The organism is Methylosinus sp. DMC45, from assembly GCF_056313885.1.
In genome coordinates, this window is sequence record NZ_JBQUZK010000019.1 from 238,103 (window position 1) to 262,768 (window position 24,666).

Here is a 24,666-nt window from a genome sequence, read left to right on the forward strand (position 1 = left end):
CGCGATTTCGCTGAAATCCGCGGAGCGAATGAGCGCCTGTGGCGCGCAAACCGCCTCCCCCGAAATTCGGGGGAGGCGTAGCCGATCATTCACCAGCTGTATTTCAGACCGCCCTTGCCGCCATAGCTGCGCGTCAAATCCGAAAACTCGCCCTGGAAATCCACGAAGAGCGCCAGGCGATCCTCGAGATAGAGCTGCGCGCCGGCCTTGATCTGCGCAAGATTATAAGCTTCGCGCGGGCCGAAGACGGAGAAGCCCGCCCCTGGCAGCGCGACCAGCGTATTGGCGAGGCGTCGCTGCGGGAAGAACTCATGCACCCAGGCGACGCTGCCCGTCGGCGTGACGCGCCAGCCATTGTCGAGGCGGAAGCTGTCGGAGAAGCGCAGGCCGAGGAAGGTCGGCAGCGATGTCGTCGACTGGCCCCTGTTCGTCAACGCCAGCGGGCTCGCCGGATTGAGGCCCTTCTCGGTAAAGGCGTCGGATTCGTAGAAGGCGACCTCCGCCGCGGCGAAGGGCGTCAGCTTCACGCGGCCAATGTCATAGCCATGGCCGATCTCGCCGCGCGTGCGATATTCGCGCGAGGAGAAATCCGCGGTGAGCTTGTCATAGGGCAGGAAGCCGAAGCCGCCGGCCGTGCGCGTCGTCGAATTTTGGAAGACGCTGAACGTCTCGCTCAATTCGACATAGGAGCGGCCGAAGAGATAGCTCGTGTAGACGCCGCCGTGGAAGGCGGCGACGTCGCCGGTCGTCTGCTGCGATCCGACGCTGAAGCTGGACGCGCTGCCGCCGGCGGCGACGCCGAGCAGCCAGTTCGGATCGATCTGATAATCGAGGCCGATGATTCCGCCGTAGTAATTGGCCTTGGCGGAAGGCGCTCCGAGGCCGGCGTCGGAGGAGGTGTCCACGGCGCCGCCGAAGAAGGCCCCCCAAGCGCGCCAAGTGCGGGTGAAGGCCGGGGGGCTCTTCACGACGATGGGGCCTTTGCGCGATTCGAGCTTGGTATAATTGAGCGCGCCGGCGACGCTCTCGCGCGAGGTGATTCCGGTGACGTCGCTCATCTCGCCGGAGCGCCAGAAGGCGGCCTGATCGGCGATCGCAGAGCTCGCCAGCGCGCCGACATGGATCGCCGTCGATTGCGCGCCCGCGAGGCCGGAGCCGCTCAACGCATCGAAGCTCGCTTGCGCGCCCTGCGCCGTCTGCAGATAGAGCGTGTTGAACAGGCTCGCGCCCGCCGCGCCGTAAGGCCCGACGCTCGCCGCCGTCAACGCATTGGCGACGGCGCGCTGGTTGGAGGTGGCCGCCACCGCGCCGAAGGCGAGATCATTGCGGTTCAAGCTCAGATAGACATTATTCGCGTCATAGCCGAGCCGCGGCGTCAGAAAGGCGAGATTGGTTCCGACGCTGGAGAAGCTCCCCGTAACGCCGCCCTGGGCGTTGAGGATGGTGTAGGACGTGCTCGGCAGATAGAGGCCGGAGCCGGCGAGCACATTCACCGAGCCGTTGAGCGCGGCCGTCCCCGTGACATTGGCGCGATCCGCGAGCAGCGGCGTCGCGCGCACCGAATAGATCGAGCCGGGCTGGAAGGCGAGCGCGCCTTTGACGGTCAGCGTCCCGATGGAGTCGACGGCGCCCGGCGCGAGCGTGCCGCCCGAATTCACCGTCACATTGCCGACCGTTCCGGCGCCGGCCAGCGTTCCGCCCGCATTGACCGTGCTCGCCGAGACGATGGAGCCGGCGACTTCCAGCACGCCGCCATTGACGATGGTCGGGCCCGCGTAAGTGTCCGCTCCCGTGAGCGTCAGACGGCCGGTTCCATTCAGCGTCAGGCCGCCCGCGCCGGAAATGTCGTTGTTCCACGAATCCTTCGCGTTGAAGCCGCCGAGCGCCGTATTCATCGTCACCGAGACTTGCGAGCCGAAGGAGCCATAGCCATCCGCCGCGGCGAAGAGATTGAGCCGCGCATAGCCCGAGCCGTCGTCGAGCGGCTGGCCGGAGGCGAGCTCCGTCGTCGCCAGCACGTCGCGCAGCTGCGCCGTGGTGAGATAGGGAAAGCGGCTGGCGATGAGGACTTCCGCGCCGACGGGAACGACCGGCGCCAGATTGGTGGCGCCGACGGGCGCGAGGCCATAGGTCAGCCAATAGGTGTAATTGGCCTTGTCGGTCGAAACGCTGCTGAAGCGGTCGGTCGCCGATGTCGTCGCGCAAGCGGCGATCCCGCCGGAGCATGTGCTCAGCAGCGTGCGAAGATCGCTCTGCGCGGCGGAGAACAGCGCGGGAAAATTGCTGGTCGTGGTGATGGTCCCGCCGAGCAGGCCGGGCACGGTCCGATTGGCGTAATCGGGATTGCCGTTCAATATCTGCACCAGATCATAATAAGTCTGGATGCGCGCGCCGATGACGTCGAGCGGATAATGCGCGCCGAGCACGATGCGGCTGTTGCCGAATTCGGCGCCGCGCGTGATGAGCTGCTGATAGCGCTCGGGAACCATGATCGCGAGCAGCAGGCTCGAGGTGAAGCCATAGGTGGAATGGCCGCTCGGGAAGGAGGCGTTGCTCTTCAGCGTCGGAATGATCGCCGTGGCGGAATTGGTCGAGACGCCGAAATAGTCGTTGGCGACGAAGGTCTGAATCTGCGTGGGCGCGACCTGCGCCGGACGGCTGTCGCCGACCGTGTTGGCGTTGGCGGGCAGCGGATTATAGGCCTTGTCATAGACATTGAACTGGCCGCCGGCCGGCAGCGACACGCCGACCGCCTGATGCGCCGGATTTCCGTCCGTGCTGCCATTGGCGAAATAATTCTTGGTGAAGGCCGAGTCGCCCGCCGTGATCAGCGTGTTGATCTGGGTGAAGAGGCTCGAGAAATTCGTCGAGAGGCTCGTCGCGGTGAAATTGGCGGCGACGGAATTCTTCGTCGCGAAGACGGCGAAAAGATTGGAGCCGAGGCCGTCCGCCACCGACATGCCGTTCTGCATCGAGCCGACGAGCGAGGCGATCGTATTGTCGGAAATCGCCTGCGCCCGCACAGCCGCGGAGGAATTATTGTTGATGCCGATCGCGGTGGCGAGGTTTTGATTGAGCACGGCGACGCCGGCCGGCGTGTTGTCCAGGAGGCTGAAGCCGGAGAGCAGATTGGCGTTGGCGATATTGGTCGCCGATTGCGCCATGGCGACGGACGGCGCAATGCCGAAGGCGCCGGCGAAAGCCGCCGAGGCCAAGAGACGTCTTTTCATTTTAGGGGCTTCCTCTGGAGAGTGCCTGAAGCTTTGCCGCTCGGTTGCCCCTATTGCTCCTTCGTGTATGCCTGATGACATCGCGGCCGAGACGGCGCGGCCCCGCTCTTGCTTCGCACGCGATCGGAAAGGCTCTCAATGACGCCGGAAGCAGACGACAAGCGCCTCTACGCCCCCGCCGCCGCGCGCAATCGCGGGCCGATCCTCGACGTGCTGCGCGAGGAATTGCCGGCGGAAGGGCTCGTGCTGGAGATCGCCAGCGGCACGGGCGAGCATTCCGCGCATTTCGCCGCCAATCTGCCGGGCCTCGTGTTTCAGCCCACGGACCGCGACGAAAGAGCGCGGGAGAGCGTCGCCGCCTGGGTCGCAGCGATGGGGCTTCCCAATCTGCGCGCGCCGCTCGCGCTGGATGCGACTCAGCAGCCTTGGCCGGTCACGCAGGCGGATGCGGTCGTCTGCATCAACATGATCCATATCTCGCCTTGGGCGTCGACGGAGAGCCTCTTCGCCACGGCTGCGGCGATGCTGCCGGAGGGCGCGCCAGTCTGCCTCTACGGCCCCTATAAGCGCGGCGGCGCCCATACGGCGCCGAGCAATGAGGAGTTCGACGCCAGCCTGCGCGCGAGCAATCCCGCCTGGGGCGTGCGCGACATAGAAACGGTGATCGCCTGCGCGCAGAAAAACGGGTTTTCCGAGCCGCGCATCGTGGAAATGCCGGCCAATAATCTGACCCTCGTGTTTCGCCTGCTCCGTGCTAGATAGGCGCTCATGACAGCGCCCGCCCGCGAGCCGATGACGATAGCGGACTTCCTCGCCTGGACGGAGCGGCATGAGGAAGGCCGCTATGAGCTCATCGATGGCGAGATCATTCCTCTGCCGCGCGAGCCGTCCGAGCATGTGGCGGCCAAGGGCAAGATCTGGCGCGCCATCGCCGAGGCTCTGGTCCACGCCGGCGCGCCCTGCGAAGCCTATGTCGGCGGCCTCGGCGTCGCGGTGGACGCCCACAATGTCTATGAGCCCGACATTCTGGTGAATTGCGGCGCTCCCGTCGCGACGGAAGACGCGCTCGCCCCCGCCCCTATCGTCGCCGTCACGGTCCTCGGCCCCTCCTCCGACGCAGCCGCCGAGAGCGTGAAGCGGAACGGCTATTTCCGTGCGGCGAGCCTCGCCCATTATCTCATCGTCGACCTCGCCCGCCGCGCCGTGACGCATTGCCGCCGTGACGGCGCGGCGGCGATGCGGGAAGAGACCGTGACCGAAGGGTCGATAAGGCTCGATCCGCCGGGCCTCGACCTCGCGCTGAAGGATATTTTCGCATGACTCTGGAAGGCCGCGTCGCCCTCGTCACCGGCGCCTCGCGCGGCATAGGCCGCGCGCTCGCCGTCGCTCTCGCGCGCGAGGGCGCGCATGTCGTCGCGCTGGCGCGCGGGCAAGGCGCGCTCGAATTCCTCTATGACGAGATCACCGGCTTCGGCGGCCAGGCGACCATCGTCCCGCTCGACGTCACCGAGTTCGACAATCTCGACCGGCTCGGCGCCTGCATTCACGAGCGCTGGAAGAAGCTCGACATTCTGGTCGGCAACGCCGGCCTGCTCGGCCCGGTGACGCCGCTTCCGCATGTCGATCCGCCGCAATGGAGCCGTCTCTTCGACGTGAATGTCACCGCCAATTGGCGGCTCATTCGCGCGATGGACGTTCTCTTGCGCGCATCCGACGCCGGACGCGCGGTCTTCGTCACCTCTGGCGCGGCGCATCGCATCAAGCCCTATTGGGGGCCTTACGCCGTCACCAAGGCGGCGCTGAACGCGCTCGGCCGCACTTACGCCGCCGAGACGCAGAACACCTCACAAGTGAAGGTGATGCTGGCCAATCCCGGCCCGCTGCGCACGCAGATGCGCGCCGCCGCAATGCCGGGCGAAGATCCGATGACGTTGCGCACGCCGGAAGATCTCGCGCCCAAGCTCGTCGCTCTGTGCCGCCCGGATTGGACCGAGACCGGCAAGCTCTACGACTTTCCGACCGACAGCATCATCGATTTCGCGTGAGCGCCCGAAAGGCGCCCACGCCGCTCCGCCTCACCTTCAGTGGTGATGATGGTGGTGATGATGATGATGGTGGTGGTGTCGGTGGCAGAAACGGCCGTGATGGCGGCCGTGGCGACCGACCGGCTCCGGCGCGTAGCGCAGGCTGAGATGACCGACGCCAGCCGAGAGAATGAGGCCCGTATTCGCCTCGACCGAAATCGGCTGCAGCGTCACAGTGTCATTGGAGCCGCCGACGAGAACCGAGCCGCCGCCGCCGACGCCGAGCGCGAAAGAGCCATGCGCGCCGACATAATCGCCGGCGAGAGCGCCAGGGCCCGTCGCGCCGCTGGCCGCCACCACGCCCCAGGCGAGCTCGCCCGGACCGCCGACGCCGATCACCGCGCCGACATTGGTGACGCTGCCGACATAATGGACCGGCGGCGCGCCGCTCTCATCCTCGAAGAGGCAATCGACCGTCCGCTCCTCCACGACGATGGCGACCTTGTCGCCGGAGAGCTTGCATTCCAGCACGCCGGCGCGGCCATGCGCCGAGGCGGAGACCGGCGCGAGCGTCGCCAACAGAGCCGCGACGCCGACCGGCGCCGCCGCCACGCGAAAGAGAGTCTTCAGATAATTCGTCATAGCCACCTCCCAATTTTCGCCGCTCCCTCCGCCCTCGGCGGGACGATATGCGCGGCGCTTCGAAAGCCCGTCTTGTGCTTCGCCGTCACATAAGGACAGCGAAGGCGCTCTGAAAGTGCGCGCCCGCACAAGGCCGCGCTCGCCCTTGCGGCGCAGGCTTTTTCATCCGATCTTAGCGGCCGGGGCGGGAGCGATCGGAGAGGAAAAGCAAGCGTGTCGCAGGGACTTCCCGTCGTGATCGAGCGGCCGATGACGGAGGCCGACCGCGCCGCCCTGCAAGCGGCCGTCGAAATTCTGGAGCGCGAGAGCTTCGCCCAGCGGCTCACCGCGCTCGCTGGACGGCAGATCGGCTTCGCCGGCCGCATCATTCCAACAGCGCTGCAGGAAGTGGCCGCGAGCGCGACCCGCCGCGGCATCAAATCGGCCCTACGCGTCGCCATCTCGAGCCTCGATCCCGCCGCCCCGGCGCGCGACGCCTCGCGGCTGCATCTGCGCCTCGCCGCGGCGAGCGGCGCGATCGGCGGCGCCATCGGCCTCGCCAGCCTGCCGATCGAGCTGCCGGTCTCCACCGTCATCATGCTGCGCTCGATCGCCGACATCGCCCGCAGCGAGGGCGAGGACCTCGCCGATCCAGAGGCGACGATCGCCTGTCTGCAGGTCTTCGCGCTCGGCGGCCATGCGGAGGAAGGCAATCTCCTCGAGGGCGGCTATCTCGCCATTCGCGGCCTGCTCGCCAAAACGGTGAGCGACGCCGCGCATTATGTCGCCGCGACCGCCGTCGCCGACGAGACGGCGCCGGTGCTGGCGCGGCTCATCGCGCAAATTTCGACGCGCTTCGGCGTCGTCGTCTCGCAAAAGGCGGCGGCGCAGGCGACGCCCATTCTCGGCGCTCTGGGCGGCGCGGCGGTCAATATCGCCTTCACACGGCATTTCCAATCGCTGGCGCGCGGACACTTCACCGTGCGGCGATTGGAGCGCGCCTATGGCCGCGAGATCGTCTTTGGCGAATATGCGCGCTTGGCGGGACGCGCGTGAGGAGCTGATAGCGAGTAGCGAATAGCGAGTAGAGCTTCTTACTACTCGCTATTCGCTACTCGCTATTCGCTATTCGCTACTTCGCCACTTCCGCCGGATGCAGCGCGCGCCAGAGATTTTCCACCTGGCTCAGCGTGCCGATATTGGCCTCGTTCTCCTCGAGCAGAATAGCGTCGGCCTCTTCGGCGCTGGCGCGCAATTCGGCGAGATCGGCCGGCCGCCGCTCGCCATTGCCGGTCTCGCCGGGCGCGGTGTGATAGCGGACGAGATCGAAGTCGTCATTGGCGAGCCGCATGGAGAACCAATAATCGATCTGCGGCGGACACGGCGCCTGCGCGAGAGAAACAATGATCTCGCGCACGAAGCTGCCGCCGAGCGCGAGCAGCTTCGGCGGACGCGCGCATTGGGCCTTCGCATCGGGCGCGCGCAGAATGGTCGCCACCGGATAATGCGGATCGGGCCAGAGAAGATTGAGCAGATCGAGCAGATCGCGATCCGTTCCCAAAGCGACATTGTCGCGGCGCCAATCGAAATCGAACAGGCCGAGGCCCGCCTCCTCGCCGATGAGGCGCGTCGCCTCGCGCGTCGCCAGCGCGGCGCCGAGCAGATTCCAATGCGTGCCGCCGCGCGGGAAAAAGTCGATGTCGAAATCCTTTTTGCGCGCCTCGAGCAGCGCCGGCGAGTCGACAAAGCGCAGCCCGCGCGCATCCAGAGCCATGCGATAGGGCGCGAGCTTGTCGATGGTTCCGCGCGCCTGCGCCGGGCATTTCATCCCGGCGGGAAAATATTGCGGATATTGCGAGGCCTTGGACGGCGAGATCACATAGGCGAAGCCTTTTCCGCGCGCATGGGCGGCGGCCTCGTTCTCGGCGACGCGCTGCGCCCAGCGTGAGAGCGTCGCCTCGCTCGGCGGCGCGCCGCGGCGGCAGAATTCATCGATATAGAAACGCTCGAACAATTGCGCGTCGCGCCCGATGACGAGGCCCGGCGCTCCCGAGGCGCCGAACAACGAATAGAGCAGCTGATTGCGCGCGCGCACCGCGAAGGGAAACACCGGCAGCGATTGCGCGAGATTGTCGGAGAAGCTCTTCTGCGTCTCGCCGGAGAGGATTTTCTCGAGCGAAACCTGCGTCGGCGCCGGCTTGGCGACGCCGGCGAGCGGATTTGCGCTGCGCAGCCGCAATTTCGGATAGTCGCGCTCGACCGCGTAATTCCACAGGCTCGCGAGAAAGAAGAACAGGACGGAGCCGGCGGCGGCGTAGATCGGCAGACGATGCAGAAGCGTGCGGCGCATCGTTCAGAACCGGAAATAGATGAAGGGCTTGAACGGATCGGCGAGGCCCTTGCCGACTGCGCAGACGAAGAGCAGCGCGAGAACAGCGTTGAGCGCGAAGGCGTGACGCTGCGCCAGCAGGCTCGAGGAGAGCCTGTCGCCGAAGGAGAGATAGAGCCGCTGCGAAAGACAGATCGCCGCCGCAATGGCGAGCGCGACGAAGTGATAGGCGGGGATGACGACCGGCTCGGCGCCGCCCGCGAAAGGCCGCGCCATTGCGAGGTAGAAGGCGCCCGCCTGCTCGAGGGACGAAGCGCGGAACACGGTCCAGCCGATCGTCACGACGATGAAAGTCAGAAGATTGGCGAGGAAGACCGGGCGGCGCTTCAGCCAATCGAGCAGGAACAGCCGATCGAGCACCAAGAAGAGGCCATTATAGGCGCCCCAGGCGACATAGGTCCAAGCCGCGCCGTGCCACAGGCCCGAGGCGAGGAAGCAGAGCCAGAGATTGACCTGCGTGCGCAGCTCTCCGCACCGATTGCCGCCGAGCGGAATGTAGAGATAGTCGCGAATCCAGGAGGTGAGCGACATGTGCCAGCGGCGCCAGAATTCGGTGACGCTCGCCGCCACATAGGGCATGTCGAAATTCTCCTGCAGACGAAAGCCGAACATGCGCGCGAGGCCGATCGCCATGTCGGAATAGCCGGAGAAATCGAAATAGATCTGGAAGGTGAAGAACAGCACGCCCGCCCATGCGTCGAGAAAGCCGATGCGCGACGCCTCTTGCGAGAAGACGAGATCGGCGCCGCCGGCGAGCGTGTCGGCGATGAGCAGCTTCTTGCCGACGCCGAGCATGAAGCGCGCGAAACCCTCCGTGAAATCCTCGCTGGTCGCATGGCGGAACCGCGCCAATTGCTCGGCGATATCGTGATATTTCACGATCGGCCCGGCGAGGAGCTTCGGAAAGAAGAACACATAGAAAGCGTAGAGCGAGAGGCTCTGCGCCGGTTTGGTCACGCCGCGATGCACGTCGACGAGAAAGGTGATCTTCTCGAAGACGATGAAGGAGACGCCGATCGGCAGCGCGACCGAGGCGAAGGCGAGCCCCGGCATGGTGAGCGCGCGCAAGATCACATCGAGATTGGCGACGAGAAAGCCCGCATATTTGAAATAGACGAGCAGGCCGAGATTGGCGGAGACGCCGAGCGCGAGCCAGAGCTTGCGCGATTTATCGTCCGGCGGAAGCGCGGCTATGCGGCGCGCGATGAAGACATCGGCGAAAGCGGAGCCGAGCACGACGAAGACGAAGAGCGGCTCGCTCCAGGCGTAGAAGAAAAGACTCGCCGCGAGCAGTATGGCGAGACGCGCGCCGCGATTGCCGCCGACGAGCAGATAGAGGCCATAGACCGCGGGCGCGAAGAGAAACAGGAACAGCGGTTCGTAAAAGAGCATCCTCTCGTCCGCGGTCCTTTCCCCTCCGAGGACTGCGTCTTAGCAGAGTGGCGGGGCGCGAACAATCGGCGGCGCCAGCGTAAGCTCGGCGTCGGCGTCGGCTGGCGCCTCGCGCGCCACGCGCTATCTGCCTCCGCGACGCTCGCCCACCGGAGGCCGGGATGGATCTCGACTATCTCGTCTCGGCCTTTGTGACGCTGCTCGTCGTCGTGGAGCCGCTCGGCCTCGCGCCGGTCTTCGTCGCCGCGACCTCAGGGCTCGAGGCGCCGATGAAGCGCGCCATCGCCTTTCGCGCCGCCGTCTATGCGCTGGCCATTCTCGCGGGCTCGGCGCTGATCGGTCAGCGTCTGCTCGGCGCAATGGGCATTTCCATTCCCGCTTTCCGTATCGCGGGCGGATTTCTCTTATTTTCGATCGCCTCTGAAATGGTGTTCGGCGTGCGCATTCAGCGCGACTCCAAGGCGGCGGAAAAAGCGCTGGCCGAGCATGTGCACCATCTTGCCGCCTATCCGCTGGCCATTCCGCTGATGGCCGGCCCCGGCGCCATCACCGCGACCGTGCTGCTGGCCGGCGACGCGCATGGCGATGTGACGCTCATCGCGAGCCTGATCGCGGTGATCGCCGGAATAATGGCGATTTGCCTGGTCTTCTGCCTGATCGCGGGAGAGGTGGCGCAATTCTTCGGCACGGCGGCCAATGTCGTGCTGACGCGATTGCTGGGCGTGCTGCTCGCCGCCCTCGCCGTGCAATTCGTCGCCGATGGCGTGCGGGCGTTTCTGCAGGGGTGAGCGGCGACGCGATCTCGCGGGATCGCGTCGCTGCGTCGCGTCAATGGTGGACGTTCGCCCAGATCTTGCGCTTGGTGAAATAGACCAGGAAGGACAGGACGATCAGGAAGCCGACGATCTTCAGGCCGATCGACTTGCGCTCCTCGAGATGCGGCTCGGCGGTCCACATCAGGAAAGCGGCGATGTCCTTCGCATATTGGTCCACCGTCTGCGGCGTTCCATCGTCATAGGTCACGACGCCGTCGGAGAGCGGCGGCGGCATGCCGATACGATGGCCGGTCATATAGACGTTGTAATATTGGCCCGGCGGCAGCTCCACGCCATGCGGCGCATCCGTGTAGCCTTCGAGCAGAGCGACGATGTAATCGACGCCATGCTCCTGATAGGAGAAGCCCGGCAGCGCATCGGCGAGGAACAGCGGGAAGCCGCGCGAATAGCCGCGCGCCTTGGCGAGCACGGACATGTCCGGCGGATAGGCGCCGTTCATCGCCGCGCGCGCCGCCTGCTCATTGGGGAAGGGCGGCGGGAAATGGTCGCTCAGCCGGCCGGGACGCTCGAAATAATCGCCCGCGTCATTCGGCCCGTCCTTGATCTTATAGCTCTCGGCGATCTCCTTGGCCTGCGCCTCGGAGAGCTCCGGCCCGCCCTTCTCGGCGAGATTGCGGAAGGCGACGCGCGAGAGCGAATGGCAGCTCGCGCAGACTTCCTTATAGACCTTGAAGCCGCGCTTCAGCTGCGCCTGGTCGAAGCTGCCGAAGGCGCCGGCGAAGCTCCATTGCTGGCGCGGCGGCTTGGGCTGCGAATGCGCGCCGCCCTCCTCCGCCACAGCGGCGCCCGCGGCGCCGACCAGGGCCGCCGCCATCACGAGGGATTTGACCGATTTCATGATCGATGCTCGCTGACCGTCACGCATGGGGCTTCTCCTCCTCGGTGGCGGCCTCGCCGAGGGAAGCGGCGATCGACCGCGGCTCCGGCAGGGTCTGCTCATATTTGCCGAGAAGCGGCAGCACGACGAGGAAGTGCAGGAAGTAATAGGCCATCAATATGCGGGCGGCGATGAGATAGACGCCCTCCGCCGGCTGCGCGCCGAGATAGCCGAGTCCGACCGACACGAAGACGAAGACCCAGTAGAACTTCTTGAAGGTCGGACGATAGACGCCCGAGCGCACCTTCGACGTGTCGAGCCAGGGCAGCGCCGCCACGATGAGGATGGAGGAAAAGAGCGCGATGACGCCGACGAGCTTGTTGGGGATGGCGCGCAATATGGCATAGAAGGGCAGGAAATACCATTCCGGCACGATATGCGGCGGCGTCACCAGCGGATTGGCCTCGATGTAATTATCGGGATGGCCGGTGTAGTTGGGCGCGAAGAAGGTGAGCCAGGCGTAGAGCACGATGAAGATGACGAGGCCGACCGAATCCTTCAGCGTCGCATAGGGCGTGAAGGGCACGGTCTCCTTCTTTATGTCCTTCACCTCGACGCCCGTCGGATTGTTCTGCCCCGTCACATGCAGCGCCCAGACATGCAGGCCGACGATGGCCACGATGACGAAGGGCAGGAGGTAATGCAGCGCGAAGAAGCGGTTGAGCGTCGCGTTGTCGACCGAATAGCCGCCGAGCAGCCAGGTGGTGATGGAATTGCCCACATAGGGGATGGCGGTGAAGAGATTGGTGATCACCGTCGCCGCCCAGAAGGACATCTGGCCCCAGGGCAGCACATAGCCCAGGAAGCCGGTCGCCATCATCAGCATGAAGATCACGACGCCGAGGATCCACAGCACCTCGCGCGGCTCCTTGTAGGAGCCGTAATACATGCCGCGGAAGATGTGGATATAGACGGCGAGGAAGAACATGGAGGCGCCGTTGGCGTGCGCATAGCGCAGCGCCCAGCCCCAATTCACATCGCGCATGATGTGCTCGATCGAATCGAAGGCGAGCGTCGTCTCCGGCGTGTAATGCATCGCCAGAACGATGCCGGTCACGATCTGCGCGACCAGCATGAAGGAGAGGATCGCGCCGAATGTCCAAAGATAGTTGAGGTTCTTCGGAACGGGATAGGCGACGAAGGATTCGTGGATGAAGCCGAGGATCGGCAGACGCCGCTCGAGCCAGCGCGCAAAGCCGCTCTTCGGCGTGTAGGTCGAATGTCCGGTCATGGATAGTGGTCTCGGAAGTTGGGACGGCGACTTTGGGCCGCGATCAGCCGATCTTGATCTTGGTGTCGCTCAGGAAGGCGTAGTCGGGCACTTCGAGATTGGTCGGAGCCGGACCGCTGCGAATGCGGCCGGAGGTGTCGTAGGTGGAGCCGTGGCAGGGGCAGAACCAGCCGTGGAACTCGCCCTCATGGCCGGTGGGGATGCAGCCCAAATGGGTGCAGACGCCGACGACGACGAGCCATTCGGCCTTCTTCACGCGCGCCGAATCGGCTTGCGGATCGGGCAGCTCGGCGAGCGGGACATTCTGCGCGGCCTCGATCTCTTGGCGAGTGCGATGCCGCACGAAGACCGGCTTGCCGCGCCATTTGACGGTGACGATCTGCCCCTCGGGAATGGCCGAGATGTCGAGCTCCGTCGAGGCCAGCGCCAGCGTCGAAGCGTCTGGATTCATCTGTGCGATCAACGGCCATACCGCGGCGCCCGCTGCGACCGTCGCCGCCGCGCCCGTGGCGAGGAACAAAATATCCCGGCGGTTCGGCTCCGCCTTTGTCGCATTGCTCACTTTCTGGAACCTCTCTCGCGAGTTCGACCCTGGCCCCTGCCTCTCGGCTCGTAACGCGAATGGAAACAAATCCATCCGCGATGGGCGCGCCTGTTTTGAGCAGTTTGGCGTGAGACCGCAAGCGGCCTTCGCGTCGCTGCGACAAATAGCGCGCTTGCGATGCCTCGAGATCACTGACGCAGCACGCCGCTCTTGTCCACAAACGGCCCTTGGGAAATTTTGTCAACCGCCGGAAGCGTCGCGGCGGCGGCGTCCCTTGACGCGAGGGCCCGCGGCGAGGCTCATGCGGATCGCTCTGAGGAGGCGCGTGGGGACATGAGCGGCCGTTATCTGGTTTTCGTGGCGACGGTGGTCAGCCTCATCGCGGTTCCGGGGCCGGACATGCTCTATGTGCTCGGCCGGGCGCTGGCTTCCGGCGCGCGGGCGGGCCGCTTCTCCGCCGCCGGCATAGCCTTCGGCTATGCGCTGCTCACTCTTTTGGTGACGGCCGGCTTTCAGCTCGTTTTCGCGGCTTTTCCGGCGCTGTTCCTCGCCCTCAAATATATCGGCGTCGCCTATCTGTCCTGGCTGGCCTTTCGGCTCATCCGCTCGGACGGCGGCTTCGGGGCGCCGAGCCGCAGCCGGGAGCGCACGGATTGGGCGGCCTTTTCGGCCGGCGTCGGCACCAGCCTGCTCAACCCGAAGGGGCTCTTGTTCTATTTCGCGATACTGCCGCAGTTTTTCGACGCCGCGGACGGACCGTTCTGGCGGCATGCGCTCGTCTATGGCTGGACCACGAGCTTCCTGTGCCTGACGCTCTATTCCGCGCTCGCCCATGCGGCGAGCTATGGCGCCCGGCGCTGGACGCCGGAGCCGACGGCCAGCCGCAATCTCTCGCGTCTCGCCGGCGTTTTGCTGCTCGTCTCCGTTCTGGCCATGCTCGGCGCCGAATGGAGCGGCGCGGCCCTTCATTGACGCGCCCGCGGCCGGGAGAGGCCGCGGACTCGGCGAGGACCGACGCCTTATTTGGTCACGATCGGCGCGACCGTGGGAGCGGCGGGCGTCGTGAAGTGATAATTGAGGCCGCCGCGCACGATATGGCCGGCGCTCTTCACATTGAGCGGCACGGCGCCGAAATTGGTCGAATAGCTGACGCCCGAGTCGGCGAGCTGCGTGTAGAGATATTCGCCCTTCACCGAGATCTTGTCCGACCAGGCGTATTCGAAGCCTGCGCCCGCGGTCCAGCCGGCGCGAACGGTCGTGCCCGTGGAGAGGCGGCCGATCGTCACGGGCAGATTCGAGGTGAAGCCGCCCGGCGCGAAATCCGTCCCATAGGCGAAGCCTGCGGTCCCGTAGAGGATCCATTTCGGCGTGAAAGCATAGCCGGCGCGGCCGCGGAATGTGCCGAACACGCCCGTATCGGTCGGGCTCGGCGTGTTAAAGCCGCCCGTCTCGGCGTTGATCGCGCCGCGATAGCCGAAATCGGCCTCGAGGCCGAGGACGATGGTCGGCGACCATTGCCAATTATAGCCGAGCGTGCCGCCGCCGACGAAGCCCGAGCCGCGCAGCGGCGACTCGCGGAAATAGGTGAAGGTTCCCTCGCCCAGCAGCGCGCCGGCATAGGCGCCGATATAGGCGCCCTGCCAGCTGAAGACCGGCGCCGGCGGCGGAACGGGCGCGGATTTGGTCGACGGCAGATCCGCCGCCGCCGCCCCGCCCGCCGCGATCGCCGCCGCGAGGGCGGCGATCGTGCGGAAGCTTCTCGTCCAATTCGACATTATCCAACTCCTCATGCTTTCAGCTCGTCAGTAGAGCTTTACTTTCAAAGTCGCCCCGTAAGCGCGGAAGGCGTTATCGCCGAAAGTCACCGTCTGAGGAGCCGAGCCCGTGGTCGTCGCCGTGCCGATGGTCTGCGCGGTCACGTAACGCTGGTCGAAGAGATTCTTCGCCCAAAAATGCAGGCTGTAGCGCTCGTCGTCGGTCCTTAGGCCGATGCCGAAATTCACGATCGAATAGGAGGGCTGGAACACCGAATAGATGGAGCCCGGCTGTGATAGCTGCGTCTTGTATTTCCAGGCGAGATTGCCGTAGGTGAAGGCTGTGACCGGCACGTCGGCGAAGCCGCCGATCCCTTCGAATATGCGGCCGAGCGGAAGCTCGTAATTGACGCCGATATTGAAGGAGTAAGGCGCGACCGGGCTATTGCCGGCGACGCCGCCGGTGATGCGCTGGCCGGAAAGATCGACCGAGAGCGGCGCGGCGACGCCATTCACATTGAGCGAGGCCGGCCAAGTCCAATCCGGCGGCGGCGCGGCGTTCTTGTAATTGACGTAGCGCGCATCGGTGAGAGCGCCCGAGAAGGTGATCCACAAGCGCTCGACCGGATTCCAACGGCCGTCGAACTCGAAGCCGCGCAGACGCACATGGCCGATATTGCCGAGATAGGTCTTGCGCAACGGCACGCCCGTCACATCGACGATGGCGGTGTTCACCAATATCGACTGGAAGTCGTAGATGTCGTTCCAATAGAGATTGCCATTTAGGATGAGCTTATTGTCGAGCCAATTGGTCTTGACGCCGAGCTCATAGTCCCACGACACCTCCGGCTTGGTGACGACCGGCTGCCACTCCTTGAAATTCTGCTTGCTGTCGAACACGGGCAGAGCGGCCGTGTTGATGGCGCCAGACTTCTCGCCGCGCGCCGCCGAGCCGTAGAACAGAATGTTGTCGCTGTATTTATAGGACGGATTGACGAGGCCCGAGAGCGAGTTGCGCGTGGCCTTGCGTCCACCCGTGTCGAAGAAGGTGGTGCCGGCCGCGGTCTGCATCGCCGCCGCCTGCGCGCTCGTGTAGACGCCGCTCGACCAGCCGAAATCCGAACCCTCTCTGATCTCGAATGTGTCGCGCAGACCCGCGGTCAGCGCCCATTGCTCGTCGATATGCCAAGTCGCCTGGCCGAATTCCGCGAGGCTGAAGGTGCGCGCCTTGCCGTCCGTATGCTCGGAGGTTCCGTTGAGCAGCGCCGGATCGGCGTTGAAATTATTGAGCAGCCATTGCGACGCCTGATAGCCATAGTCCGTGTGCTGATAGGACGAGACGGCCTCGTGCAACGCATAGACGCCGACCTGCCATTCGATGGTCTGATCCTTGGGCGAGGCGAGGCGAACCTCCTGCGAATATTGATCCACCTTCACGTCGAAGGCGTTGCCGCTGATCTGCGTGTAATTATTGCCGAGCGAGTTGCGCGGATGCAGGATGAACTCGCGCCAAGCGGAGATCGCCGTGAGCGTGTTGTCGCCGATCTGCACATTGATCTCGTTCGACACGCCCGTCGTGCGCTGATCGAGATTGCCGAGGCGCGACAGCACCGGCGCATAGGGGCTGTTGACGAGAAAGGGAATGTGAAGGCGCGACGCGAGATTTTGCGCATAGGTCGTGTTGATCGCGCCATTGGCCCAGACCGGGAAGGTGTTGCCGATGACGCCGCTGTAATTATTGTACTCGTCGGAGCGCAGGCGATCGAAGATCAGGCGGTCGGTGAAATTGTCGCCGACATAATAGAGCTGGCCGCGCACGCCCCAGCGATTATTGTTGAGCAGGTCGGCGCCGGTGAGCGCGTCATTGATCGCGCCGTCGCTCTTGTCGAGAAAGAAGGTGACGCGATAGGCGAGCTTGTCGTCTATGATCGGGCCGCTGATATTCGCCTTCTCTATGATGCGGCTGCGATTGGCGAAGGAAGTCTCGAAGCTCGCCTCCGGCGTGAAGGACGGCAGCTGCGTGTGGATGACGACGGCGCCGACCGTGGTGTTCTTGCCGAGCAGCGTGCCCTGCGGGCCGCGCGCCACCTCGAGGCTCTGCAGATCGACGAAATCCGCCCATTGGAAGCCGACATGCGTGTAGAACACATTGTCGACGATGAGTCCGACGGCCGATTCCGAGCCGTCCGCGCCGCCGGAAATGCCGGAAATGCCGCGAATCGACATGGCGGACGTGCGCGGATTGGTGACATAGGGAACAAAGTTCGGCACTTTCTGCGCGAAATCGCCCAGACGCTCGATATGCTCGCGCTCGGCGGTCTTTCTGCCGACGACGCTGACCGGCAGCGGCACGTCCTGGGCTTTCTCCTCACGCAGTCGCGCGGTCACGGTCACATCGTCGACCTGCGCATTGGCGGCCGCCGCGGCGCCCGCATTATTGGCGTCAGCGGTCGGCGCGGGCGCCGATTGCGTGGCCGCCGGGCCGGCTCCAAAGACCAGAACGCCCGCCGCCGCCAATGAGGCGAAGCCGACGCTGCGCAACAAGCTCGCACGCGACTCTCTCTTCTCTCCACTCGCTCTCGACATCACCACAGTTTCCCCATGTCCCGTCGCACGCGGCCCCTCGCGGAGCCACGGCGACGGTTTACGCAGCGCTCCCCCATGGCGCGCTTACGTATAATATCTATAGACTACGTAGATTTCGTAGGGGACGTCAACAGCTTCGCTCACCCTCGCCGGCGAGCGGCGGCCTTTCGCGCAAGGCCTGTGGCGCCGCCGCAACAGGCGGCTCCATGCGCGAAAAAAAATGCCCCGCCTCCTCTCGGAGACGGGGCATTTTTCTCTCAACCCTATGATGAAAATAAAGAGTTCGGGATAGAGCGGGCGCGGGTCAGGCGGTTTGGGCGGCGCGTCTGGCGCGCCGTTCCCCGCTCGCCGGCTCGGGAACAGGAAGGGAGCGTCGCAGGCGCCGCCACGCCAGCACCACGGCGCTGGCGCTGAGCACAACGCCGAAGGAGACCCAGACGCCCATCCAGCCCCACCACAGCCAATGATTGCGGAACCAGCCGAAGTCCCAATGATGGACGGCCGAATAGACCCAGCGATAGACGCGCCGGCTCGTGTCGAATTTCGCGAGCAGGCGGCCGTCCGCCGGATCGACATAGAGCGACGTATGCTCGGCGTCGGCGAAATCGACGCGCAGCACGGGCAAGGGCTTGTCGAGCGCCGTCTGCCGATGATTGGCGAAATAATAGGAATCATAGTCGGCGAGCGTCTCGGCGCCGGCGATGGCGACGCCCTCCTTCAGCCGAGTCGCGGCGGCGAGAATCGATGGCTCGCCGAGGCCAGCGACGGCGCCCGGAACGGCGACGGCGCGGCGCGCGCCGTCACGCGATTGCGCGAGCAGCAGCGCCTCCTCGCCGAGACGGCTCCAGGCGAGCTCGACGACATCGGCGGAGAGGCCGAGCGCGGCGGTGGGCCGCCAATCGACGACGGCCTGCGGAAGCGCGGCGCCGCGATAGCGCGCCAGCTCCTCCCGGCTCGCTGTGGCCTGCGAGAAAATCTGCCCCGGATTGGTGGAGAGAAACCCGCTCGCCGCCCAGAAGAAAGCGAAAGCCCCGCCGATGAGCCCTGCCCAGAAATGATATTTCAGCCAGGGCTCGCGATAGGGCTGCGTGCGCCCGCGCGCATAGGTCGGACGGCCGAAAAATCCCGGCTTCCATTTGATCCAGCCGATGACGACGCCGCTGAAGGCGCCGATGGCGGCGAAAAATCCGACATAGGTGAGCGCGTCGCGCCGATAATCGCCGGCGCCGAGCATATCCAGCCAGCGGAAGAGATGCAGCCAATTGCCGGCGTAGATGAAAGCGCGCTCGACCCGCGTCGAGACTTGCGCGACCTCGCCCGTGCGCGCCGAGACGATGATCTGCGTGCCCGCGCCGTCCCCCGTCGCGAATCGATGAAACGGCTTCAGCGTCTCGGCGTTGCGCAAGCCGACCGCCGCTTCCACCGTGTCGAGATAGAGCAGCGAGGGCGCGCCGAGCCAGTCGCGCGCGATGCGCTCCGCCGCCTTCGGATCGAAATCGACGAGCGCGCCATTGGTCGCGGAAAGGGCGAAACGCCGGCCGGCGTCGTCCTCGACGAGCCAGATCGGCTCATCGCCCACGCGCTGCAGCCGCGCATCGGAGAGGCCGGGCTCCGCCTTGGCGCCGCCATGCGCATGATGGCCGCCGCCTCCCATTCCCCCGCCATGTCCCATGCCGCCGCCGACAGCCTCGCCGCCGTCCTTGACGGCCTGCGCGCGCGCTGCGGCGCTGGCGCTCAGCGCCTCGCCCAGCGAGAGCCAGCCGTCCTGCGGCAGAAGCGCCGGCGCATGCGCCAGCCTCTGCGCACGGTCGATCGTCGGCGAGCCGATGAAGGCGATGGATAATCCGGTGGAGAACCAGACGAGCATGAACAGCGCCAATACCACGCCCACCCATCTGTGAAGAAAGAGCAATTTCGACATTCGTGACGCTCCGCATCGCGCTGAATGGCCGCGACGGCGGTTCCGCCGACGGCAGGAAAAAGACGTCACGAAATTTAATTGATGAATATGACTAGGTAAATAGGAATATATTGGGTTTTCCCGGCCGTCGCAAAGCGATGGACACAGCCGCCGCTCGGCCCGCGGCGCCCCTCCCCGCGCGGGATTGCGTGGCAGCCACAAGGGGACTCTCCACAATCGCGAAGCCGTCGTCTTCGGCGCTAGCGTTTCTCCTGCGCCTCGGACGCTCGCGACATTTCAGCGGATCGCGATCGATGAGCCGAGCGCTCTGCGGAGGAGCGGCGTGGGCACCTATATCGCGCATACGCGACGCAAGGCGAAGCCGAGCAAGGCGGAGACGTCGACGATAGATGCGGCGGCGATGGCGGCGCGCGAGCAGGCGCTCGCCGAGCTGCGCGAGCAACAGCGCATCGAGGCCGAGCGCCTGCGCGCCGAGAAGGCCGCGCGCGCGCTGCGCCGCGCCGTGAGCAAGCGCATGGCCCCGGCCGACCCCGACACGTCGGGACGCCGCCGCACGGCGACGCGCGCCGCCGGCATCATGCTGATCTCGGCGACCGGCGGCTTGCGCACGCAGAGCGTGTCGCTGTTTCGCGGCTCTGGACGCGCCGGCTCCGATCTCTGGCTCGCCGACGTGCAATTCGAGCAGGAGAAGGGCGTCGCCCATTTCATCAATGATCTCGCCACTCCGGCCGACAAGGACGCGCTGCATGCGATGCGCGCGCTGGCGCCGCGAATCGCCGAGCACATCTTCCTCGGCGCGCCGCCGCAGGACGGGATCGACGACCGCAACATGAACACGGCGTTCCGTCTGGCGCAGTCCTTCATGCACAAGACGCACTACACGACCTCGCTCTCCGAGGAGGAGAAGCAGCGGCTGAGCTTCTCCATCTTCGAGGAGCTGCAATCGGTGACGGCGATGCGGCTGCGCCATTTGCAAAAGGAGCAGGAGCGCATCGTCGAGAGTCTCATGCACAAGACGAAATTGCACCGCTCGGAATGCAACGGCCTGCTCGCGCCGATCTATGAGGGATATGAGGAGTTCCGCCGCGCCGAGCAGGAAGGCCGGCCGGCGCGCGCGCCGCAGCGGCCGGAGGCGCCGGTGGAGCAGGCGCCCATCGAATCGTTCGAGGAAGACCATCGCGCGACGGGCACGCATGGGCGGTGAAGCGCTCGCGGCGAGCGCGATCGTCGCGCCGCGTCAGCCGATCGCGAGATAGACGACGAAGCCCGCGCCGAGCAGCAGCAGCGCGGCGAGCACGACGAGTTCCGCCGTCCCCGCGTCGAAGCCATGCTGCGCCTCATCGGCGATGAGACGCCGCGTGTGAATGAAACGCACGGTTGCGACGACGATAAGCGCGACTCCTCCGAGCACCAGCAGGCCGCCGCCTCCCCAGCTCGTCAATGGTCCCGACAATTTTTCGAAACGCCGCAAGATCGGGCCGCGCTCTACCTCTGGTAGCGTCGCACTGATCGTATGCACGAAAAGATCGAATTTCTCGATCACGAAACCGAGCGCCATGATCGCGACGCCGGTCCGCACCCATGCGAGAAACGTGCGCTCATTGGCGGCGTGGCTGACGTAATCACGAATCATGACGTCTCCTCTCGCATGGTCGGGGAACGCGATTCGCGCGGTCGCGGGCGCGACGAGTCGACGCGTATTGAACCCCTTCGGCGACGCGATAGATAGCCCGATGTCGATCCGCCGACATCTTCGGAGCATCCGTCATGATCTATCCGATGAGGAGCCTCACGGCCGCCATTGTGATCGCCGCGAGCGCCGCCGCCGCCCAGGATTGTCGATCGACGAGCGACTCGGGCGCCACGCGATGCGTCGCGGGCGTGCTCTACCGATGCACATGCACGCGCGGAATCGGCGCGACCACATGCACATGGGACAATGCCGCGGCGCTGTGCTCGGCGCTCTCCGCGCATGACGCCGCGGGCGACACAGAAGCGAAGGAAGAGCCTGCGCCGAGCGCCGCCGCGCTGACGCCGTGACGCTCAGATGCCGGCGCCGAAGGTGAAGGATTCGCTCAGCGGCTTCGCCTGCGTGACATTGCTGCCCGCCGGCACGCCATGCGTCAGCCAGACATTGCCGCCGATGACGGAGCCGCGTCCGATGGTGATGCGGCCGAGCACAGTGGCGCCGGCGTAGATCACCACATCGTCCTCGATGATCGGATGACGCGCGCCGCCTTTCACCAGCGCGCCGGTCTCATCGACCTCGAAACGCTTGGCGCCCAGCGTCACCGCCTGATAGAGCCGCACATTCCGGCCGATGACCGCGGTCTCGCCGATGACGACGCCGGTGCCGTGATCGATGAAGAAGCCTTCGCCGATCTCCGCGCCCGGATGAATGTCGATTCCCGTCGCCGAATGCGCGATCTCCGACACGAGCCGCGCGAGCATGGGCGCGCCGAGAAGATAGAGACGATGCGCGAGCCTGTGGCGAATGATCGCCGAAAGGCCGGGATAGGAGAACACCACCTCGTCGAGGCTCTTGGCCGCGGGATCGCCCTCATAGGCGGCGCGAATATCGGTGTCGAGCAGCGCCCGTATCAGCGGCAGCGCCTGCGCGAAAGCGTCGACGATCTCATGCGCGCGCGGGCGATGGTCGATGGTTCCGTCATCCGAGCCGTTGGCCAGCAATTGCAGCTCGCGCCGCACCTGCTCGCGCAGGGCGCGCAGGCTCTTGTCCAGCGTGTAGAGCACGAAGCCGTCGGCGCTGTCGGTGGTCAGCTCCGGCGGACCGAAATGGCGCGGATAGAGGCTCGCCGCGAGCCCCTCGATGATCTCGATCGTCGCCTCGCGCGAAGGCAACTCGGGCAGGCGCCCATCGCGATAGCGGCGCTTCTGCGAGGCGCGACGCAACTCGCCGAGCTCCGCGACGATGCGGCCGAGCTGCGGAAATCCGCCCGGCTCGGACCCATTTCCTGCATGCGGCCCCTGCTTTGCTTGCGTCACCGCGCCGCTCCTTCGATAGGCGGCGGAAACCGTCGCCCTCATTATATTCAGTCTATAAATCTACTACACTACTAAAGGATCGACGACAACCGCCGAGTCGGCTGGCGCGGCGGCGTCCGAGCCCTTAAAATCTCCCCGCAAAGACCGAGGGATCCGATGACGACCGAAAATCCGCTGCTCTTTGCCTCGACCGAAGCTTTCGGCCTGCCGGCCTTCGGCGCGCTGAAGGCCGAGCACTATCGTCCCGCCTTCGCGGCCGCCATGGCGGAAAATCTGTCGGAGATCGCGCGCATCGCCGACGATCCCGCGCCGCCCGATTTCGAGAACACAATCGCCGCTCTCGAGCGCTCCGGCCGCCTTCTGGCGCGCGTCGGCGGCGTCTTCTGGAATCTCGCCGCGACCGACACGACGCCCGAGCTGCAGGAGATCGAGCGCGACATCTCCGGCGCGCTGGCGCGGCACGAAAATGAGATATTGCTGAACGCCGCGCTGTTCTCGCGCGTCGATGCGCTCTATGCGCGCCGCGACGCGCTGGCGCTGACAGAGGAGCAGGCGCGCGTGCTGGAGCTGACGCATAAGCGCTTCCTGCGCGCGGGCGCCAAGCTCGACGAGACGGCGAAGCGCCGCATGGCGGAAATTTCTGAGCGCCTCGCCAATCTCACCACATCCTTCGCGCAGAATGTGCTCGCCGACGAGGCCGATTATCTGCTGCTGCTCGACGAGAGCGATCTCGACGGGCTGTCGGAAGACTTCCGCGCCTCGGCCGCGCAAGTCGCGCGAGAGCGCGGCGCGCCGGGAAAATATGGCGTCACCCTCGCGCGCTCGAGCGTCGAGATTTTTCTGCAGAGCTCGACGCGCCGCGATCTGCGCGAGACCGCTTTTCGCGCCTGGGCCAGCCGCGGCGAGACGGGCGGCGCGACCGACAATCGCGCGCTGATCGCCGAGATCTTGCGCCTGCGCGAGGAGCGCGCGCGGCTCAATGGCTTTGCGAATTTCGCCGCCTATAAGCTCGACGACACGATGGCGAAGACGCCGACAGCGGTGCGCGAGCTCTTGGATCGCGTCTGGGCGCCGGCGCTCGCGGCGGCGAAGGCGGAGCGCGACGATCTGCAAGCGCTCGCCGAACGCGACGGCGCCAATGTCGCGATCGGCGCCGCCGACTGGCGCCATTACGCCGAGCGCGTGCGCAAGGAGCGCTATGATCTCGACCAGGCGGAGCTGCGTCCCTATTTCCAGCTGGATCAGATAATCGCCGCCGCCTTCCATGTCGCGAAACGACTGTTCGGCCTCTCCTTCGTCGAGGCGCCAGGGCTCGATCTCTATCACCCGAGCGTGCGCGCCTTCGACGTTCGCGATGCGAAGGGCGAGCATGTCGCGCTCTTCCTCGGCGATTATTTCGCGCGTCCCTCCAAGCGCGGCGGCGCCTGGATGTCCGAGTTTCGCGGCCAGGAGAATCTCGACGAACGCATTCGTCCCATCATCGTCAATGTGCTGAACTTCTCGCGCGCGCCCGATGGCGCGCCGACTCTGCTCAGCCTCGACGACGCGCGCACGCTGTTTCACGAGTTCGGCCATGCGCTGCACGGCATGTTGTCGGACGTCACCTATCCGCTCGTCGCCGGCACCAATGTCGCGCGCGATTTCGTCGAGCTGCCCTCGCAGCTCTATGAGCATTGGCTGCTGGAGCCGGAAATTCTCCGCGGCTTCGCGCGCCACGCCGAGACCGGCGCGCCAATGCCGGAGGAATTGCTCGAGCGCATCCAAAAGTCGCGGCACTTCAATCAGGGTTTCGCCAGCGTCGAATTCTGCGCCTCCGCCTATGTCGATCTCGATCTGCACGAAAGCGCGATCGACGAGAGCTTCGACGCTCTTCGCTTCGAGCGCGAGAGCCTCGCGCGCATATCGATGCCGGAAGAGATCATCATGCGGCACAGGACGCCGCATTTCACTCATGTCTTCGCCGGCGACGGCTATTCGGCGGGCTATTACTCCTATCTCTGGGCGGAGACGCTGGACGCCGACGCCTATGAGGCGTTCCTCGAGGCCGGCGATCCTTTCGCGCCCGACATTGCGGAGCGCTTGCGCCGTCACATCTACGCCGCCGGCGGAACGCAGGACCCTGCCGACGCCTATGTCGCCTTTCGCGGCCGCATGCCGAATGTCGACGCGCTGCTGCGCCAGCGCGGCTTCGCGCGTTAGCCGAACGAGAGCGCAGCGGCGCGCCCCACGAATGTCATATTCGTCGCCGCTATGCT

Annotated in this window: 21 protein-coding genes; 9 read left to right on the top strand and 12 right to left on the bottom strand. The window is 65.5% G+C overall.

Translation table 11 applies throughout. The features are described 5' to 3' along the window. Positions 1–89 precede the first annotated feature (89 nt). Positions 90–3,230 carry an autotransporter family protein gene (locus ACT53T_RS05725; RefSeq protein ID WP_476160475.1) on the bottom strand — a complete coding sequence of 1,047 codons (3,141 nt, stop codon included), beginning with the start codon at positions 3,228–3,230 and terminating at the stop codon, positions 90–92. A 138-nt stretch (positions 3,231–3,368) separates the two neighbouring features. Here ACT53T_RS05725 and ACT53T_RS05730 point away from each other — a divergent pair, with 138 nt between their 5' ends. The 3 genes from ACT53T_RS05730 to ACT53T_RS05740 are packed head-to-tail and all read left to right on the top strand — an operon-like array spanning position 3,369 to position 5,275. After that, positions 3,369–3,992, top strand: coding sequence for a DUF938 domain-containing protein (locus ACT53T_RS05730; RefSeq protein WP_476160476.1), 624 nt, complete (start codon positions 3,369–3,371; stop codon positions 3,990–3,992). Positions 3,993–3,998: 6 nt separating this feature from the next. Continuing rightward, a complete protein-coding gene (locus ACT53T_RS05735) occupies positions 3,999–4,550 on the top strand; it encodes a Uma2 family endonuclease (RefSeq protein ID WP_476160477.1) in 552 nt (183 codons plus the stop codon). Continuing rightward, on the top strand, positions 4,547–5,275 hold the full coding sequence (locus tag ACT53T_RS05740) for an SDR family NAD(P)-dependent oxidoreductase (protein ID WP_476160478.1): 729 nt from the start codon (positions 4,547–4,549) through the stop codon (positions 5,273–5,275). The genes ACT53T_RS05735 and ACT53T_RS05740 overlap by 4 nt, the downstream gene beginning before the upstream one ends. Before the next feature lie 36 nt (positions 5,276–5,311). Here the strand turns inward: ACT53T_RS05740 and ACT53T_RS05745 are convergent, their stop codons facing one another. Then, complete coding sequence (locus ACT53T_RS05745) at positions 5,312–5,896, bottom strand: DUF992 domain-containing protein (protein WP_476160479.1); 585 nt, start codon at positions 5,894–5,896, stop codon at positions 5,312–5,314. A gap of 249 nt (positions 5,897–6,145) precedes the next feature. On the opposite strand from ACT53T_RS05745, the gene ACT53T_RS05750 reads away from it, so the two are divergent. Continuing rightward, positions 6,146–6,931, top strand: a complete 786-nt coding sequence (locus tag ACT53T_RS05750; protein WP_476160537.1) for an EcsC family protein — start codon at positions 6,146–6,148, stop codon at positions 6,929–6,931. Between the two features lie 76 nt (positions 6,932–7,007). Here the strand turns inward: ACT53T_RS05750 and ACT53T_RS05755 are convergent, their stop codons facing one another. Continuing rightward, entirely contained in the window at positions 7,008–8,225 is a 1,218-nt protein-coding gene (locus tag ACT53T_RS05755; protein WP_476160480.1) for an alginate O-acetyltransferase AlgX-related protein, read from the bottom strand. 3 nt (positions 8,226–8,228) lie between these two features. After that, positions 8,229–9,656, bottom strand: coding sequence for an MBOAT family O-acyltransferase (locus ACT53T_RS05760; RefSeq protein ID WP_476160481.1), 1,428 nt, complete (start codon positions 9,654–9,656; stop codon positions 8,229–8,231). A 161-nt stretch (positions 9,657–9,817) separates the two neighbouring features. On the opposite strand from ACT53T_RS05760, the gene ACT53T_RS05765 reads away from it, so the two are divergent. Then, positions 9,818–10,444 (top strand): MarC family protein, encoded by a 627-nt coding sequence (locus ACT53T_RS05765; RefSeq protein ID WP_476160482.1) that lies wholly within the window; start codon positions 9,818–9,820, stop codon positions 10,442–10,444. 40 nt (positions 10,445–10,484) lie between these two features. Here the strand turns inward: ACT53T_RS05765 and ACT53T_RS05770 are convergent, their stop codons facing one another. Genes ACT53T_RS05770 through petA form a run of 3 tightly spaced genes read right to left on the bottom strand, consistent with a single transcriptional unit; the run spans position 10,485 to position 13,162 of the window. Further along, complete coding sequence (locus ACT53T_RS05770; protein WP_476160483.1) at positions 10,485–11,357, bottom strand: cytochrome c1; 873 nt, start codon at positions 11,355–11,357, stop codon at positions 10,485–10,487. Further along, the gene (locus ACT53T_RS05775; protein ID WP_018266283.1) at positions 11,350–12,600 is read right to left on the bottom strand and encodes a cytochrome b; all 1,251 of its coding nucleotides are present in this window, start codon (positions 12,598–12,600) and stop codon (positions 11,350–11,352) included. Before ACT53T_RS05775 ends, ACT53T_RS05770 begins: the two co-directional genes overlap by 8 nt. Positions 12,601–12,643: 43 nt before the next feature. Continuing rightward, the gene (petA, locus tag ACT53T_RS05780) at positions 12,644–13,162 is read right to left on the bottom strand and encodes a ubiquinol-cytochrome c reductase iron-sulfur subunit (protein WP_018266284.1); all 519 of its coding nucleotides are present in this window, start codon (positions 13,160–13,162) and stop codon (positions 12,644–12,646) included. Between the two features lie 315 nt (positions 13,163–13,477). Here petA and ACT53T_RS05785 point away from each other — a divergent pair, with 315 nt between their 5' ends. Further along, positions 13,478–14,116: a LysE family translocator gene (locus tag ACT53T_RS05785; protein ID WP_476160484.1), complete on the top strand. Its 639-nt coding sequence runs from the start codon at positions 13,478–13,480 to the stop codon at positions 14,114–14,116. A 47-nt stretch (positions 14,117–14,163) separates the two neighbouring features. Here the strand turns inward: ACT53T_RS05785 and ACT53T_RS05790 are convergent, their stop codons facing one another. The 3 genes from ACT53T_RS05790 to ACT53T_RS05800 all read right to left on the bottom strand — a co-directional run bounded on the left by ACT53T_RS05790 (position 14,164) and on the right by ACT53T_RS05800 (position 19,405). Beyond that, complete coding sequence (locus ACT53T_RS05790) at positions 14,164–14,919, bottom strand: outer membrane protein (RefSeq protein WP_476160485.1); 756 nt, start codon at positions 14,917–14,919, stop codon at positions 14,164–14,166. A 27-nt stretch (positions 14,920–14,946) separates the two neighbouring features. Further along, positions 14,947–17,484 (bottom strand): TonB-dependent receptor, encoded by a 2,538-nt coding sequence (locus ACT53T_RS05795; RefSeq protein ID WP_400769228.1) that lies wholly within the window; start codon positions 17,482–17,484, stop codon positions 14,947–14,949. A gap of 304 nt (positions 17,485–17,788) precedes the next feature. Continuing rightward, positions 17,789–19,405 carry a PepSY domain-containing protein gene (locus ACT53T_RS05800; RefSeq protein WP_476160486.1) on the bottom strand — a complete coding sequence of 539 codons (1,617 nt, stop codon included), beginning with the start codon at positions 19,403–19,405 and terminating at the stop codon, positions 17,789–17,791. A 322-nt stretch (positions 19,406–19,727) separates the two neighbouring features. Between ACT53T_RS05800 and ACT53T_RS05805 the strand changes: the two genes are divergently transcribed. Continuing rightward, positions 19,728–20,609: a hypothetical protein gene (locus ACT53T_RS05805; RefSeq protein WP_476160487.1), complete on the top strand. Its 882-nt coding sequence runs from the start codon at positions 19,728–19,730 to the stop codon at positions 20,607–20,609. 33 nt (positions 20,610–20,642) lie between these two features. Here the strand turns inward: ACT53T_RS05805 and ACT53T_RS05810 are convergent, their stop codons facing one another. Beyond that, a complete protein-coding gene (locus ACT53T_RS05810; protein ID WP_018266290.1) occupies positions 20,643–21,038 on the bottom strand; it encodes a YidH family protein in 396 nt (131 codons plus the stop codon). A gap of 134 nt (positions 21,039–21,172) precedes the next feature. Here ACT53T_RS05810 and ACT53T_RS05815 point away from each other — a divergent pair, with 134 nt between their 5' ends. Further along, entirely contained in the window at positions 21,173–21,445 is a 273-nt protein-coding gene (locus ACT53T_RS05815; protein ID WP_400769235.1) for a hypothetical protein, read from the top strand. A 3-nt stretch (positions 21,446–21,448) separates the two neighbouring features. Here ACT53T_RS05815 and epsC read toward each other — a convergent pair whose 3' ends face one another. Then, entirely contained in the window at positions 21,449–22,339 is an 891-nt protein-coding gene (epsC, locus tag ACT53T_RS05820; RefSeq protein WP_245258490.1) for a serine O-acetyltransferase EpsC, read from the bottom strand. 228 nt (positions 22,340–22,567) lie between these two features. On the opposite strand from epsC, the gene ACT53T_RS05825 reads away from it, so the two are divergent. Next, positions 22,568–24,610 carry a M3 family metallopeptidase gene (locus ACT53T_RS05825; RefSeq protein WP_476160488.1) on the top strand — a complete coding sequence of 681 codons (2,043 nt, stop codon included), beginning with the start codon at positions 22,568–22,570 and terminating at the stop codon, positions 24,608–24,610. Positions 24,611–24,666 lie beyond the last annotated feature (56 nt).

What these genes read in the sequence shown, in the direction of transcription:
- ACT53T_RS05725 (WP_476160475.1), bottom strand. Translation starts at nt 3,230, where the DNA reads ATGAAAAGACGTCTCTTGGCCTCGGCGGCTTTCGCCGGCGCCTTCGGC.
- ACT53T_RS05730 (WP_476160476.1), top strand. Translation starts at nt 3,369, where the DNA reads ATGACGCCGGAAGCAGACGACAAGCGCCTCTACGCCCCCGCCGCCGCG.
- ACT53T_RS05735 (WP_476160477.1), top strand. Translation starts at nt 3,999, where the DNA reads ATGACAGCGCCCGCCCGCGAGCCGATGACGATAGCGGACTTCCTCGCC.
- ACT53T_RS05740 (WP_476160478.1), top strand. Translation starts at nt 4,547, where the DNA reads ATGACTCTGGAAGGCCGCGTCGCCCTCGTCACCGGCGCCTCGCGCGGC.
- ACT53T_RS05745 (WP_476160479.1), bottom strand. Translation starts at nt 5,896, where the DNA reads ATGACGAATTATCTGAAGACTCTCTTTCGCGTGGCGGCGGCGCCGGTC.
- ACT53T_RS05750 (WP_476160537.1), top strand. Translation starts at nt 6,146, where the DNA reads ATGACGGAGGCCGACCGCGCCGCCCTGCAAGCGGCCGTCGAAATTCTG.
- ACT53T_RS05755 (WP_476160480.1), bottom strand. Translation starts at nt 8,225, where the DNA reads ATGCGCCGCACGCTTCTGCATCGTCTGCCGATCTACGCCGCCGCCGGC.
- ACT53T_RS05760 (WP_476160481.1), bottom strand. Translation starts at nt 9,656, where the DNA reads ATGCTCTTTTACGAACCGCTGTTCCTGTTTCTCTTCGCGCCCGCGGTC.
- ACT53T_RS05765 (WP_476160482.1), top strand. Translation starts at nt 9,818, where the DNA reads ATGGATCTCGACTATCTCGTCTCGGCCTTTGTGACGCTGCTCGTCGTC.
- ACT53T_RS05770 (WP_476160483.1), bottom strand. Translation starts at nt 11,357, where the DNA reads ATGCGTGACGGTCAGCGAGCATCGATCATGAAATCGGTCAAATCCCTC.
- ACT53T_RS05775 (WP_018266283.1), bottom strand. Translation starts at nt 12,600, where the DNA reads ATGACCGGACATTCGACCTACACGCCGAAGAGCGGCTTTGCGCGCTGG.
- ACT53T_RS05785 (WP_476160484.1), top strand. Translation starts at nt 13,478, where the DNA reads ATGAGCGGCCGTTATCTGGTTTTCGTGGCGACGGTGGTCAGCCTCATC.
- ACT53T_RS05790 (WP_476160485.1), bottom strand. Translation starts at nt 14,919, where the DNA reads ATGTCGAATTGGACGAGAAGCTTCCGCACGATCGCCGCCCTCGCGGCG.
- ACT53T_RS05795 (WP_400769228.1), bottom strand. Translation starts at nt 17,484, where the DNA reads ATGTCGAGAGCGAGTGGAGAGAAGAGAGAGTCGCGTGCGAGCTTGTTG.
- ACT53T_RS05800 (WP_476160486.1), bottom strand. Translation starts at nt 19,405, where the DNA reads ATGTCGAAATTGCTCTTTCTTCACAGATGGGTGGGCGTGGTATTGGCG.
- ACT53T_RS05810 (WP_018266290.1), bottom strand. Translation starts at nt 21,038, where the DNA reads ATGATTCGTGATTACGTCAGCCACGCCGCCAATGAGCGCACGTTTCTC.
- ACT53T_RS05815 (WP_400769235.1), top strand. Translation starts at nt 21,173, where the DNA reads ATGATCTATCCGATGAGGAGCCTCACGGCCGCCATTGTGATCGCCGCG.
- ACT53T_RS05825 (WP_476160488.1), top strand. Translation starts at nt 22,568, where the DNA reads ATGACGACCGAAAATCCGCTGCTCTTTGCCTCGACCGAAGCTTTCGGC.